The sequence below is a fragment of the Paenarthrobacter sp. NPDC090522 genome (assembly GCF_044769225.1).
In the GTDB taxonomy this organism is placed as follows: domain Bacteria; phylum Actinomycetota; class Actinomycetes; order Actinomycetales; family Micrococcaceae; genus Arthrobacter.
On record NZ_JBIVXL010000012.1, the window covers coordinates 96,324 to 110,937 of the forward strand.

Genomic DNA, 14,614 nt, shown 5'->3' on the forward strand with positions numbered 1-14,614 from the left:
TAGCTGAAAGAAGAACTATGAGCGACGAACTTACGGTCTCCAAGCCGCACACACGCCGTGCAGTGGTCAAGGGCGCAGCTTGGTCCGTTCCGGTCATCGCGGCAGCTGTTGCAGCGCCTGCCGCTGTTGCCTCCGTGAACAACGCGGCCCTCGCCGTGACCGGCACGCAGACCGGTCTGCTGACCCTCAACCTGCTGGATGGTGGTGGCACCCTTACCGCGCAGGCGCTGACCACGGTTCCCACCCAGCTCACGCTGACCAATGGCCCCGGAGCCATCAACGAAACTGCAACGATCACGGTGACGGTTGCCCGCCCTGCCGGTATCAACATTCCGGTTGGACGTGCCCGCGGTTTCGGCGTCTACTCCTACAACGGTGTCAACAGCACTGCCGGCCAGCGCACCACGAGCTACCAGACTGCCCCGATCATCGGCCAGTACGGGATGCCAACCACAACCTTTACCACCACGCAGGCCATCAACGTGGCGAGCAACGGCACGTTGGATATTCCCATCGTGTTCGGTCTTGCAGGTATCAGCACCGGCGTTGCAATTAGCCTTTTGGCCACCTTCCCGGTAACCATCACTGTGCAGTTCAGTACCAGGACGCTTACCGCCAGCGGAACGATTTCCGTGCCGGTGGGTGCGGGTCTTCTCTAAGGTTTCTTTGAGGAAACTTTAGAATCGAAAACGCGTCAGCAAATTTGGCTGACGCGTTTTCGTGCGTCCTGATCGCGGAGGTCGATTCTTTCTGCACAGGAATATGCAAGGATGCTTAGCTTGCACCTCGGGCTGATGATTTTTTGGGTGGGATAAATGCGGACCGGTGACTTTACGGTAGATGCCTTGGGTGGCCATGTCAGGATTCGCCTGGATTTTGCCGAACATGCTTTTGACGAACAACGTTTCCGGGAATTCGAGGAACCCTGGCGGGATGCCTCGCCGCACAGGAACGAGGCGGGTGCCGCCGTCGTAAATCCCGTAGCCGAACTGGTGTGGCGGTTTCCCGACGCAGCCGGAACCCCCGGATCCATAGCGGAGTTGTCCACGTACGCCACCCTCGCGGCCATCGAATCCAAACGGGGCCGCCTGCTGATGCTGCACGCAGCCGGTATTGCGGACGCATCCGGGGAAGTGTTGGCGTTCATCGGGCCCTCCGGCAAGGGGAAAACCACCTTGGCGCGCACTCTGGGCTCTGACTACGGCTACGTCACGGATGAGACCGTCGGCATCGATTCGGACGGCGCCGTCCACCCTTACCGCAAGCCCTTGTCCGTTCTGCGATCAGGCCAGGATTTCAAGGAGCAGTTGGCGCCGTCGGCACTGGGACTTCGCGAATTGCCAGGCGTGCCGCTCCGCCTGGGCGGTCTTGTGGTGGTTGACCGCGATGAAGATTTCGCTGGCCCACCGCGTATTGTCACCCTTGGGCTCTGCGGGGCCTTGGCCGCGATCGTCCCGGAGGCCAGCTATTTGGCCGACATGGACAAGCCCCTGCAGAACATAGCCCGGCATGTGGACCGAAGCGGGGCGATCCAGCAGGTGACGTACCGTGAAGCTTCGCAAGTCCTGCCCCTTGTCCCCGAACTTCTCTCAAGAGTTGAACCCGGCCCGTGGGCTGCGGTGATGCCGGCGGTCAACGCCGGTGTACGGAGCCCGTTCGCGGACGAATCCTTTGTGCCTTCCCTTGTGTTGGACGCGGTGGAGGCTGACGGCCAAACTGCTGTCCTTGATGCGAACCGCGTGGTGCACGTCCTGGACGGCGTTGGTCCCTTGGTGTGGCGGACCCTGAGCGACGGTCTCGATTTCGAGGCCATCCTGGGGGAGGTGCAACGGGAGTTCGGCGCGCCGCCGGAACAGAACCTTGACGCCGCCGTCGTCGATGTCCTTGCTGCGTTCGCTGATGCCGGGCTTGTGCTCCGCCTTCCGGAACCACACGCATGAGCGGCGCACCCGCGACGGCCGCCACCCGCCGTCGACGATTCCTTCGGTCACCTTGGTTCCATGCTGTCCTGGCGCTGATCCTGGTTTCCTTGGTCCAGGGATTCTTCCTGAAGGTTTACAGCGTCCCTTCCGGCTCCATGGAACAGACCCTCAGCGTGGGCGACCGCGTCCTGGTGAACCGGACGGCCTACGCGTTCGCTGAACCGCAACGCGGGGATGTAGTGGTGTTCCGGAAGCCGGCCACGTGGGGACCGCCGCCCCAGCACGGATTCGCTCGGACCGCCGTCGGCTGGTTCGGGGAGGTGACGGGCATCGGGCCTGGCAACACCGAATACCTGGTGAAGCGCCTGGTGGGCTTGCCCGGGGACACAGTGGAATGCTGCGGCGCCAGCGGCCAGGTCATGGTCAACGGCCAAGCGATCGCTGAGCCCTACGTCTTCGAGGACCTCCCTTTCGATGTAGGAAGCCTCGACTGCACGACGGCGGTGTCTTCACCCCGCTGCTTTGGGCCGATCCGGCTGGGTGATGACCAGTACCTGTTCTTGGGTGACCACCGTTCCAACTCTGACGACTCCGTTGCAGCATGCCGGAGCGCCTCTGCGGGCAGCGACTGTGCCAAAACGGCGTCGCGTTCGGACGTGGTGGGGACCGTCGGCTGGTTCCTGTATCCGTTCAACAAATGGGGCAGCGACGGCCTGAATGCTGCGATCGGCGGCTCGCGATGACCAAAGCCCGCAGGATAATGCGCATGAAGAAATGGGGATGGACCTGTGGGTAATCTCAACCGCCTGGTTGCCGGATATGCGGCGCCGACGCTGGTCAACGGCCAGCGGAGAATGCTGGGATTTCAAAGGCCGGCACAAACAAAACCCGGTGTCACCGCGGTACTTTCGCCGGCCAGTTACGGCTCATTCGGCGATGAAGGGATGATCCTGGGGAGCCGGGACAGCATCATCGCGTCTTCAGGCACGCCCCAGTTGTACACTCCCGGACCAGTGGAACCCTGGACTGCGATGGGAGTGGCCGGCGTACGGTCGATTGACAGGGTCATTGCCCTTGGCCGGATGCACATGGATGCCCGTAAGCTGCGACTCCTCACTCGGGCAGAACGGGTTGTAGTCCTGGGGGCCGACTCCATAGACGGCGCCTACGGTATCCGGTCCATCTCCCAACGGGTCAGCCTGCTGAACGTCTCGGTTGCGCAGGGCCGGCGTGCGGAATTGGCCAACTTCAGCTTCCGCCGAAATCCCAGCCCGGACGCACTGACGTCTTTGCGACGCCTGGACAGGCGGGTACGGCTGACCGCCCGCGACAAGAACTCCCAACGGCGTGCCGCAGAAGCCCTGCAACGCGATGTAGGAGTTCACCCTGATGTGGCGGCTTATATGAAGCCGGGCAAGAGCCCTGCAATCGATGCGCTGCAGTCCTGGGTTGCGGGACGTGACAGGCCTGTTGCTGTCCTTGTTCCGAACGCCCACTTGGCGGCGTTCAACGGTACCGGGTACAAGGAAGTGGCGCGCAGATTCCAGTCCTACATGATTGCTTTGCTGAACGCAGGGTTCGCTGTGGTGGTCCTCCCGCATGATGTTCGCGACGAACCCGGAGACATAGCCATGTCAGAGCAACTGGTAGGTGGTACGTCCGCCGAGGACGTGATGTTGGCCGTGCCCCGTCATGCGCAGGAAGCGAAAGGCATGCTGGCCCTGGCCGACGTTGTGGTTACTGCACGCATGCACGCCGGCGTCGCCGCGCTCAGCCAGGGTGTCCCGTGCGTCGGGCTGGACTACGTGGACAAGTTCTCGGGACAGTTCCATTGGTACGGAGCAGATGACGCCGTGGTGGCTTGGGAAGACAACCCCGATGCTCACTTGGTTGCCGAACTGGGAGTCAAGGCCGCGATGACCCTTCGCGGCGCGACTGCCAAGCCTGATTTCGTCAGCACTCCACCACTATGGTTGCTGTAGACCTGCCCGTCAGGCGCAGCCACCATGCACTGAATGCCCTGGGTTCAGTGCTCGTGCCTTTGAGTTCGTTGCTGGTGGCCCCGCTGCTGACACGTGCCCTGGGTCCCGCAGGACAAGGCGATTTCTCCACCAGCCAATCCATTATTGTGGTGGCCGCTTCAATCCTGGGACTCGGAACCTCGGACTCACTCGCTGTCTACGGAAACTACTGGCTTCGGAGGTTTCGGTTCGGGGCCTGGATGGCAGTGCTTGCCGTCGCTTTCCTTCTCGCGGCGGCAGCGGGTTACATCTTTGTGCAGGCCGGCTACTTGCACCCCGATTCGAGCATGCTCCTGGGCCTGGGGGCTGTCATGTTCGCCGCAGCCTTGGTTCAACGCGGAGATGCACTGAACCGCAACATGATCCTTGCCATCTCGGTGGAAAAGTGGATCACGGCGATGTCCAGACTGTGCTTGACCGCTGGGTTCTTCGCCACAGGATTCCTGAATCCGCAAACGGCGGTTTTGACCTTGGTGGTACCGCAGGCTCTGGGTTACCTGTACCTTCTCTCCGTTTCCTTCCGGGTTCCACGCGAGGTGGGCATCCCAACAACGCGGGTCATGCGCAAGGTGACTTTGAGGCCGCTGAGGACGCTGAACTGGGCAGTGCTGGGTGGCCTCGGGGGCGTACTCCTGGTCAATCTGGACCCCATTGTCCTTCGACCCCTGATCGGTGCGGAGCAACTGGGCTACTACGCGATCGGCATGCTGGTTGCTGAGCTCTTCACCGTCGCAGCCAAGCCCTTCAGGGACGCAGCCATGGCTGGGGGGCACGGATTACGAAAGGCCGGAGAGTTTACCGGTGTCATCAAATGGTGCGCACTGGTGATGACCGTTGGAGTAGTGGTTTGCGCCGGCAGCCTCTGGGCCGTCATTCCCTTGGTTTTTGGCGAGGAGTTCCGCGGAGCCGTTCTGCCGGCACTGATCCTCGCTTTCGGTGGCTGGGCCAAGGGCCTGGGTTTCCTTGTCAACGGAATCCTGGTCAAGACGGGACACGCGAGGATGCGGGCCTATGCCACCCTCACGGCGGTTGTTTTCAGCGTGGGTGGAATGGTGGTGTTGTCCCCTTTCGGGGCAGTGGGCGCAGCAATTGCAGGTTCCATTGCATACCTGGTGATGCTTGTCCCCGGGGTAATATTTTTGCGGGCAAAGAAATCAAAATTGGGTGGGGGCCTCAAATGAGCAGACCGGCAGACTCAGCCGCGGTCTCCTTGCCCATAGCCGCTGCTACGCCGCTTGCATATGCACTGGTGGCCCGCATAGCTGCGGAGCATTCCGTACGCATACTTGCCATCAAGGGTCCCCTCCTTGAAAAGATGGGACTTCGGAGCAAGAAGATTTCCAGCGATGCGGATATCCTCGTGGAGCCGTCCAGGATGTCGGAGTTCTGCGCCATTCTGGAAAAGTATGGTTGGAATGACCGTGAAGTACGCTTTTCGCCAAGCATCCTGGATCCCCACTCACGAACCCTGATCCATGCAAACTGGCCCAGCGATATTGACGTGCATTCCTATTTCCCGGGTTTCTTTGGAAAGGCAGATGAGGTCTTTGACCTTCTGTGGGAAACCCGGATAGAAGGTGAACTGGCCAACGTCCCGGTCCCGACAGCCAGTCGTGTGGCAAATGCGGTTATCGCGCTGCTCCATGTTCTGCGGAACTCACCTACCGCCGAGGACAACGTCCAGCATGCGGAGATCATGGCCGCCTTGAAGCGGGACATGGAACCGGCGGAGTTTCAGGCACTCGTCCGGTTGGCTGATGTTGGTCGAGTCAGGCGGGTCCTGGAGGAGGAGATGCGGGAACTGGGCGTTGCAGGCCCCTTTGATGATCTGGATTCTGTTGAACTGGCGCGCTGGAAGATCAACCGGACCAGTGCCGAGGCCACCACGGGTGGTTGGCTGTACGCCATAAGGACCGCTGGATGGAAGGCCAAGATCGGCATCTTCTTCAGGGCTCTGCATCCCAGCAATGAAGAGCTCCGGAAAGATCCGGGGATGGCGGATGCCAACCATCTCGAAATGGTGAGGACACGTGCAAAGAGACTGGCCCGAGGAATTCGAACGTTGCCTGCGGCTTCTATAAACCTCTTCAGGAACAGGGTCAACTAAATGGACAGCTGGTACAGGCCTCCGGGGGTGGCCTTCGAATATTACGGTGATTCCGTTTACGTCCTGGATCTGCGGGATGTGGAAGGGGAACTGAGTCCGCGTGCCCTCCAAGGACCAGCGGCCCTGATCTGGTCGTTTCTCGGAAGTGCGGATAATCCTCGACCAGAAGATGATGTCCTCGGAAACGTGGCGGATGCTTTTGGGATTTCAACCGAAGAAATCAGGACCCAGACGGTTTCATTTCTCTTGGATTTGGAGCGGGCCGGTCTAGCACAACGGGTAGAATACAAAGGAAGATCATGACGGCTCTTCCTAACCGTCTAACTGGGGGAAATAGAAAATGCAAATGATCCGTCGTGGCTGCACATTTCTTGAGAGGGATGCAGGCTAGTGACCACTTTGCTCCAGCCGGGCTCGGCCATTGCCCAGAAGAAGCCCGTTTTTGTCAGTTGGATAGATTTCCACGGTCGCAGTGAGGGAATTGCCCGCCGCTTGGGGATAGATGAATGGTCCGACGGCGGCGGGTCCGGACCGCTGCCGTTGCGTTACCTGCGGTTGTGGCTGTCAACCAGGAAGTTTCTTCGTCAATACAAACCCACTGAGGTCATCGTTATGCAGCCGCCTGTCGTGGCGCTGCTGGCTGTGAGGGCCGCCGTCGGGAAGGATGTCCGCATTTGCGGTGACCTGCACACCGGCACTTTTTACGACCCCAAGTGGAAGTGGGCCAGCAAGCTGGTGGCCAAGCTCCTTGGAGCTCCCAATCTGGCGATCGTCACCAACCAGGCCTTGGCCGATCAAGCCCAGGACAACGGCGCCGAAGCGCTGGTGCTTCACGATCTCATTGAGGCGTACCCCGAGGTAGGCGAACTGGGCGAATTTGAGGACGTGAACCTGGCCGCATTGCAGGCAAAGACATACGTTTTGGTTCCCATCACCTACTCGTACGACGAACCGTTGGCGGAGTTGGCTGCCGCCACCCATTTGGCTCCGAACCTGGTGTGGGTCTTCACGGGCAGGGCCCCGGAGTCATTCAAGACGGACTGCAATCCTGGAAACACCGTGTTCCCGGGGTTTGTCTCAAGGTCGGAGTACCTCAGGCTCTTGGGCCATGCCAACGTCCTGGTGGCGCCGACTACCGAAGAAGACACCATGCAGAGAGCCGGCTACGAAGCCATGTGCGCAGGGAAAGCGCTGATCACGTCGGACACTGCCGTCCTCAAGGATTTCTTCGGTACCGCCGCCCTGACCGTTCCGCCTGAAGCAGAGCTTTACGCCGAGGCAGCCAACAATGCCGTGCACCGCCAAGCGGAGCTGGAACGTTTGATTGTGGATCTCAGGACCCGCAGGGTCCGGGAACAGACCACGGCGCTCAAGAGGCTTTCGGAGTGGATACAAGGTGATGGGGGAACAAGCGAATGAATGATGCCAACCAGGTGGTCCGTAGAGAGCGCGTCTTCGATCTTCCCCTTGACCTGTTGACCATGGAGGAATCCGTGGAGCTCTGCCATAACCTTCTTGCCCAGCGTGGTCATTGGCGTGCCGACCTGAACGCTTCGATTGTCCTTGATGCACTGGAAGACGAACTGTTGAGGCAATACGTGGAAACCAGCGCAATCAGCAACGCTGACGGGCAGTCGATCGTATGGGCCAGCCGTATCCTTGGCGTTCCTGCTCCCGAGCGCGTCTCCGGCATTGACCTGTTCCTGGAACTGATCAAAAAGGCTCCCCAACGTGGAGACCGGGTGTACTTGTTGGGGGCCAGGGAAGATGTAGTCGCAGCGGTTGCCCAGGATTTCGTAGGCAGGGGCGTTAACGTGGTGGGCTATCGCGACGGATATTGGACACCCGGTCAGGAGAACGATGTTGTCCAGGCGATCGCAGCAGCCAAACCGGACCTGCTTTTCCTGGCGTTGCCCAGTCCCCGGAAGGAACACTTCGTGCTCCGCCACAAGGAGCAGTTGAATGCAGGCTTGGCATTCGGTGTGGGGGGATCTTTCGACGTCATTTCCGGGCGCTTGAAGCGGGCACCGTTGTGGATCCAGAGGCTGGGCCTCGAGTGGTGCTACAGGTTCGTTCAGGAGCCGAGGCGTTTGCTAAAGCGGTACCTCGTTGGGAACACCCGGTTTGTTCTGTTGACGTTGAGGACCCGGCTCCGACAGCGCGGAGAGTTGAAAGCATGAACATTCGTGATGCGGGCGGACCCGTGATCGGTGCCCTCTGTGTTCTGTCGTTGCTCCCCATCACCTACCTCGCAGTTACGGCTCCATGGGTCGCTGTCGTGATCGTTGTTGGCATCGCCGCTGCTTTGATGATTTGGCAGAAGCCCTCTGCCTTGTTCGGGGCCTATTTGGTGCCGCTGTTGATCGGTGAGCAAGCTTTGGCGGTTCTCATTGCTCAGGATCAGGGAAACACGGTCCAAAAGCTTTCGCTCATTCTCATCACGGTGCTTGCGTGCTTGATGGCGGGTGTTCGGCGTCCGCCAGCTACCGTACTCATGGTCATAGCGCTCTATGGGGTCCTTTTGGGCAATGCGCTCCTGACGAACCTCGAGCCGCCCCAGACTCTCACAGGCTTTCTGGCGTCAACGGCGGGTTATCTGGTGCCGTGGCTGATCTTTGCCGTCGACTGGCGAAAGGTGTCGCCTGATGAGCCGCTACGAGTGGTTTCACTCGTCCCTGTCATTGCTCTGGCGCTGAGCCTATTGCTCGACGCCGCAGGAGTGATTCCGCTGTTCACTTCCGGGAACTTTGACATGTCGCGACTCGGAGGTACGCTCCCTCCTGCCTATCTGGGTGCCGCTGGCGCCTTCGGTGCCATAGCGTCATTCTGGCTTTGGCTTCACCACAAGCGGGGTTCGCTGCTCACCTTGATATTTGGCATCTTGGTGACGGCTGCAAGCGCCACCAGAGCACCTGTCATTGTTGCGTTCTTCGTTATTGTCTGCCTGTTGCTCTTCACACGAAGGACGAGAACCCGCATCTCCGGAGTGGTGCGTGCTTTCGTGCTGCTCGGACTCAGTTTTGCAGGCTGGCAGATCGCGCCGGTCCTGATTGAAAGAACAACTGGTCAGGATGAGTACCACGGCGATGGACTGTCTGGCCGAAACCTCGCGTGGGACTACTTTTGGGGACGCTTTCAGGAGAAACCGTGGTTTGGTCACGGACCCGGTGCCAACGCTGTACTCTCCCAAGAGTCTTCGATCGCCTTGGTCCGTGAGTACTTCATTGCCCCGCACAATACCTATCTTCAGTTGCTCGTTGATTTCGGCCTTGTGGGGGCATTGGCGCTTACCGTTCTCATTGCTTCCACGTTCATCCATGTGGCCAGGAAGTCGGCACGCCGGGAGAAAGTGCTGATCGCATCCCTCGGGCTGTCCATGACGTTCTACGCCTTCTTCGACAACGTACTGGCCGCACCGCAGATCTATGTACCCATGGCGCTGATCCTCGCGGCTTTCAATGGCATGGCGGACAAAGCCCGCAGCGCAGAGGGAATGGAGCCTCGGAGAGAACAACTAAGAGTCGAGCGGGTGAAGCTGCGCTGAGCCTCGCTGGGGCTAATAAGCCCCATCTCTGGCAAGGACCGCGCGAAGGGTCCGGAAAAGGATGATCAGATCCTGCGCTGGTGACCAGTTTTCAACGTAGTAGAGGTCCAGGCGAATTGACTCTTCCCAGGACAAATCGCTTCGGCCGCTCACTTGCCACAGGCCGGTGATCCCAGGCTTCACCATGAGACGGCGGTGTTCGTGCTGCTCGTAGACAGCAACTTCGCGTGGCAGGGGAGGACGCGGGCCCACCAGGCTCATGTCGCCCTTGAGGACGTTGATGAGCTGGGGGAGTTCGTCCACGGAATACCGGCGGATCCACCGTCCCACTCGCGTTACCCGGGGGTCGTTCTTCAGCTTGAAAAGTACTTCATTGCCTTCGCTGAGCTGCGTGAGCGCCTCCAATTGCACCTCGGCATCGGTGCGCATGGACCGGAACTTATACATGTGGAAGGCTTCGCCGGCTTTGCCTATGCGCGTTTGAAGGAAGAACACCGGTCCGCGGCTGTCGAGTTTGATCAGGAGCGCGACAATGGCCATAGGAACGCACAACACGGCGAGGAGCGCCGTGGACGCCACAACGTCGAAGGCCCGCTTGGCTATGGCCTGCATTCCTTCGAGTTTTGGGGTGGTGACATGGACAAGCGGCAGCCCCGCAACTGGCTGGATGTGAATTCTTGGACCGGACACATCAGTCAACGCCGGGGCCATGATCATGCCCACATCGCGGGCTGACAGTGCCCACCCAAGGTGGCGTAGAAACGTGGGGTCTGCTCCGCTGGATATAGCCACGGTGTCAGCTTTCCGCTGCCCAATCGCGTTGAGCACATCGTCAACCGAGGGATTAGTGCCCAAGACCGGCAGCGTTTGATCAACGGTGCCTGAATCCGTGAGGAACGCTGCTACGGGTTTATACCCCGAAACGATGTGTTGATTCAGTCTCTTCCACAGGTGGTCGACGCTGTGGGCGGCTCCAATCAACAGAACGCGGTGGAGGTAGAGACCATCACGCCGTCCCTTGTGGAGCGCTTGCCGTTGCAGCCAGCGGCTCGCTAACAGCAGCAGTACGCCCAACGGGAGCGCCACCGAAACGTAACCACGTGCCGTCTGGAGCTGAAACACGTAGGAGACCACGGCGAGGGCTCCGAAGAGCCACAGGGAAGAGGCCGCTACTCGCTTGTACTCTTCGGTCCCTGTACCCAGAACCTTCATGTCCTTGGTTCCGCTGAATTCGAGCACACCCAGCCAGGTGATGACGAGCAGGACCGAAACAGTCGCGTAGGAGACTTCCGTCTCGGCGATCGACGCGTCCTCCGCCCCGAAGCGCAGAACGTGCGCTCCGCCAACTGCAAGAACCACGCAAATCAGGTCCAGAACGCGCATCTGCGTACTTTGTGAGCGAAGCCAGAGAGTGCTGCCAGAGGAGTCAGTCGACGTCGAGGCTGTAGTCGAAGTGGCCATGCCGACTACTACTTATGTCGGAGTGATGTGCCCGCTGATGGCCGCGGACATAGCAAGGTGGTCTTCAAAGTCAAGACACAAACATTCACGATTCAGCCCCCATAACTGCCCCGACGCCCAAGACGGCGTACGTAAAATGATCGCACAAGCCCAGCTACGTGCTGTTGACTTGACACTTCAACGTCAATCCTAAAGGGACTTTAGTTGGGCTACAAATTGAGTGCAATGATTGGATGATCCGCGATAATGTATTGGCGTATCATCGTAATTGCAAGTCAACTTACATACTCCATTTTGTGCACAGATTAGAAATATCCGCGCAATTGACAGCTGGCTGATAAACGGGTCGCCTAGAATACTTTCCCCGCCCTGCGCGCTCGGCGAGCGGCGCCGGACCGCCCCTCAAGGTCCCAGGAATTCCCTGACTGCGGGCAGCGAAGCGCTCGCAACGGCGGCCACGGCGCGCTGGATGTTGGCGGCAAGTGCGATGGCGGAGAGGTCGACGTCGGACGCCTCGCTACCTTCGCCGGCAGGTGCCGGAGTGCCACCCTTCAACAGGGAATTGTTGGCTGCGGCAACCATGTCGATGCCGCTTAGGAGTGAAGACATTGCGCGACGATGCTCCTCCAGGAGTTCTTGCCAGAGGCCCGATGGTGCAAGGGAGACCAGCGAGGGGAGCGTTTGCTGCTCCTGTTCAGTCCATTCGGAAACCAGGGCGGAAGCCTCCATGCCTCGCGCCAGTGAATCGAACCTAAGGTTCTCGATGACTTTTTCGAGTTCTGCCGCTGTAAAACTCAAGCGATGCCAATTTCCGGCTTCCAGATGCAGCAGCTGTGTTTCCAGGACGAAGAGCAAGTAATCGAGTTGCCTACGTTCGCGCCACAGTCGTGCCGATAGCTCATCCGCCCCCAACGGTTTCCCCCATCTATATTTTCCTGTGAAAAGCAAGTTTTCTACAGATTTCTAATTTGTTCTGCCAATGAGCGTACACCGACAAAGTGAGAACATTTTTTATTGTCAAAAATATAGCGCATAAATTGGGTGCGACTACTCAATAGGGTAGTTTTGCCTATCCTTTTTGGCAGGCACGATGCGTAAGCCGGAGCCTGCATCGTCCGGGAGGATAACCATGCCGTGCCACCTATCCGTTGTTGTTCCGTGGGAACCACTGATGCAAGCGCCCGTTGGCGGCGTAGGGTGGCCCCATGGAGTCCGGGGTGAGGGCTGTGGCTTTGCGCACGGGGATCAGCGTGACGTGTTTCGTACAGGGGTCTGCAGGGAACACGAACGACGACGGTGCTGCGCCGCTGCTCTTGTTGCACGCCTGGGGCGAATCCTGGCGGAGTTTCGTGAGGCTGATTGCTGCGCTTCCCTCGGCGGTGGTTGTTGCCCCCGATCTAAGGGGGCACGGTGGTGCCGACAAGCCGGAAGAGGGTTATTCACTCATTGAGGTTGCTGACGACGTGGCCGCCTTGTGTGAGTGCCTCGGGGTGAAGCGTGCCCATGTGCTGGGCTCCTCGAGCGGGGGATACGTGGCCCAGCAGTTGGCCGTGACCCGTCCAGATTTGGTGCTCTCCTTGATGCTGGTGGGTGCTCCCTTGAGTTTGCAGGCGCGTCCTGTCTTCGCTGACGAGGTTGAGCAACTGGCTGATCCAGTCTCCGAGAAATGGGTGCGTGACTCGCTGGCCTGGTACCGGCTGCTCCACGCGGTAGCTCCGGACTACATCGAAGACCGCGTTCAGGATGGACTGTCCATCCCGGCAGCTGTCTGGAAGGCATCGATGAGGGGACTTTTTGAAGCCGTGCCGCCTACGGACGTTGGCTCGATCCCGGCACCGACACTCATCCTTTGGGGCGCGCACGACCACCTGCTGCCCCGATCTCACCAAGAAACCCTCGCTGCACGGATTCCTGGTGCACGGTTCACGATTTATCCGGAGACAGGGCACCTCGTCTTGTGGGAATGCCCTGAGCGCGTGGCTGCTGACGCTTGGGCCTTTGTACGCGAGGTAACTCAATCAACCCGGAGTTAAGGCCAAACCCCGGCTGCCGCAGTTCAGCGGGAGCCGGGGTTGAACGGATAATTCGGTCAGGCCTCAGTTGCCCTTTTGGAGGGAATGCGCCGTGACATACGTACCCAACTGGTCCTTGGACAGTGCCGCTGCGATGTCCGAGATGGCTTGAGTGTCCGCCACGACGATCGATTGGCCGTCTGCGGACGTGCCAGTGCCGAGTGTAGGCAGAGTGAACATCACGGTGTCGTTGGCCCGGAGATCCTTGAGGCTGACGGCCAGCGTTCCGATAGCCGTCGCATCGAATCCTTTATCGACACTCACAAACGGAGAAACGGCGGAGACCATGTTATTGACGGTCACCGGGTTGGTGAGCGTGTCACGGGCGATGACCTTGCTGATGATCGACTTCATGTAGACCTGCTGGTTGCGTACACGCTGGTAGTCGCCGTCGCTGAAGGACTTTCGCTCGCGAACAAAGGCAAGCGCTTCGTCGCCATTGAGCGTTTGCTTTCCTGCAGCGTAGTAATGGCCCTTCATGGGGCCGGATGCCGGAGCAAAGGGAATCTTGACGTCAACTTCAACGCCTCCGAGAGCATCGGTGAGGCCCTTGAAGCCTTCAAAGTCCACCATGGCCACATGGTCAATGCGTTGCTTGAACAACGACTCGACCGTCTGGACCACCAGGGGCACACCCCCGTAGGCAAGAGCTGAGTTGATCTTGGACTCGCCCTTGCCCGGGATGTCTACCCAAAGGTCACGCATCAAGGAGACCGCGTAGACGTTCTTGCGGTCGGCAGGAATGTGCACCAGCATCAACGTGTCCGAACGCTGGTCCGTGGCCGCATTGGTTTCCAGGTCCACCTGGTCGGTTCCGCGGGTGTCGCTGCCCATGACCAGAATGTTCATGGCGGCAGTGCCGTTGACCGGCTCCGCCTTTTGAGGACGAGTGGACTCCTCGGGGAAGGCGGCGTCAATTTTGCTGGACCCGTTGTTGAAGGTTTGGGCCAAGTTGAAGAGATAAAGGCCGCACACCAGACCAACTACAACAACCACGGCGGCAAAGCCAAGGAGTACGTTCCGGGCGGTCTTTTTGCCACTCTTTTGGCGTCTGGGACGGGACTCGGTCGAGGAAGAATCGGTGTCAGTCGGCAGCGTCATGGGTTCCTAGGTGTCGGCGTCAGCAGGGACGATTCTATCAATTCGAGTTGACGAGTTTTTCTCCTGATGTGGGAAGAGTTTCTCCGAGAGCGGATCGTGGGCCCACGCAGGCTGAGGCCAGCCACTTACTCCACACGCCAAGATGGAATGAGTGGCTTCGTGCTGGATCAGTTTGAGGTGTACCACGCCGACGGTGTCGTGCCTCAAAGCGGAAGCGAGTGTTCGCTGATTGAGTTGGCAGAACTTTGCGGCTACTTCCTGAGTCTGCGTCGCAGGTTCTCGGCTCCTTAGAGTGACTACACGTGGCCAAAACTCGTTACTACGCATTCGCGCCTACTGTGGACTCTCTGAAGTTGTTGACGCCTCAATGGGATACAGAGACAGCC

13 protein-coding genes are annotated in these 14,614 nt (G+C 59.4%); 10 read left to right on the top strand and 3 right to left on the bottom strand.

Annotation, left to right across the window (positions count from 1 at the left end):
- Positions 1–17 precede the first annotated feature (17 nt).
- The 9 genes from ACIQT2_RS16205 (at position 18) to ACIQT2_RS16245 (ending at position 9,594) form a co-directional block, all read left to right on the top strand.
- On the top strand, positions 18–659 hold the full coding sequence (locus tag ACIQT2_RS16205; protein WP_400328567.1) for a hypothetical protein: 642 nt from the start codon (positions 18–20) through the stop codon (positions 657–659).
- Positions 660–815: 156 nt separating this feature from the next.
- Complete coding sequence (locus ACIQT2_RS16210) at positions 816–1,940, top strand: PqqD family peptide modification chaperone (RefSeq protein ID WP_402948370.1); 1,125 nt, start codon at positions 816–818, stop codon at positions 1,938–1,940.
- Positions 1,937–2,665: a signal peptidase I gene (gene lepB, locus ACIQT2_RS16215; protein ID WP_402948372.1), complete on the top strand. Its 729-nt coding sequence runs from the start codon at positions 1,937–1,939 to the stop codon at positions 2,663–2,665. The genes ACIQT2_RS16210 and lepB overlap by 4 nt, the downstream gene beginning before the upstream one ends.
- A 45-nt stretch (positions 2,666–2,710) precedes the next feature.
- A complete protein-coding gene (locus tag ACIQT2_RS16220) occupies positions 2,711–3,904 on the top strand; it encodes a polysaccharide pyruvyl transferase family protein (protein WP_402948375.1) in 1,194 nt (397 codons plus the stop codon).
- Positions 3,892–5,124: a lipopolysaccharide biosynthesis protein gene (locus tag ACIQT2_RS16225; RefSeq protein ID WP_402948378.1), complete on the top strand. Its 1,233-nt coding sequence runs from the start codon at positions 3,892–3,894 to the stop codon at positions 5,122–5,124. Before ACIQT2_RS16220 ends, ACIQT2_RS16225 begins: the two co-directional genes overlap by 13 nt.
- A 29-nt stretch (positions 5,125–5,153) precedes the next feature.
- Positions 5,154–6,050 (top strand): hypothetical protein, encoded by an 897-nt coding sequence (locus tag ACIQT2_RS16230; protein WP_402948380.1) that lies wholly within the window; start codon positions 5,154–5,156, stop codon positions 6,048–6,050.
- 390 nt (positions 6,051–6,440) lie between these two features.
- Entirely contained in the window at positions 6,441–7,469 is a 1,029-nt protein-coding gene (locus tag ACIQT2_RS16235) for a glycosyltransferase (protein WP_402948383.1), read from the top strand.
- Entirely contained in the window at positions 7,466–8,230 is a 765-nt protein-coding gene (locus tag ACIQT2_RS16240; protein ID WP_402948386.1) for a WecB/TagA/CpsF family glycosyltransferase, read from the top strand. Before ACIQT2_RS16235 ends, ACIQT2_RS16240 begins: the two co-directional genes overlap by 4 nt.
- A complete protein-coding gene (locus tag ACIQT2_RS16245; RefSeq protein ID WP_402948389.1) occupies positions 8,227–9,594 on the top strand; it encodes an O-antigen ligase family protein in 1,368 nt (455 codons plus the stop codon). Before ACIQT2_RS16240 ends, ACIQT2_RS16245 begins: the two co-directional genes overlap by 4 nt.
- Before the next feature lie 12 nt (positions 9,595–9,606).
- Here the strand turns inward: ACIQT2_RS16245 and ACIQT2_RS16250 are convergent, their stop codons facing one another.
- Positions 9,607–10,977, bottom strand: a complete 1,371-nt coding sequence (locus ACIQT2_RS16250) for a sugar transferase (protein WP_402948391.1) — start codon at positions 10,975–10,977, stop codon at positions 9,607–9,609.
- A gap of 480 nt (positions 10,978–11,457) precedes the next feature.
- A complete protein-coding gene (locus ACIQT2_RS16255; RefSeq protein ID WP_402948394.1) occupies positions 11,458–11,853 on the bottom strand; it encodes a hypothetical protein in 396 nt (131 codons plus the stop codon).
- A 452-nt stretch (positions 11,854–12,305) separates the two neighbouring features.
- Between ACIQT2_RS16255 and ACIQT2_RS16260 the strand changes: the two genes are divergently transcribed.
- Entirely contained in the window at positions 12,306–13,088 is a 783-nt protein-coding gene (locus ACIQT2_RS16260) for an alpha/beta fold hydrolase (protein WP_402948397.1), read from the top strand.
- 63 nt (positions 13,089–13,151) lie between these two features.
- Here ACIQT2_RS16260 and ACIQT2_RS16265 read toward each other — a convergent pair whose 3' ends face one another.
- A complete protein-coding gene (locus ACIQT2_RS16265; protein WP_400328604.1) occupies positions 13,152–14,228 on the bottom strand; it encodes an LCP family protein in 1,077 nt (358 codons plus the stop codon).
- Between the last annotated feature and the right edge of the window lie 386 nt (positions 14,229–14,614).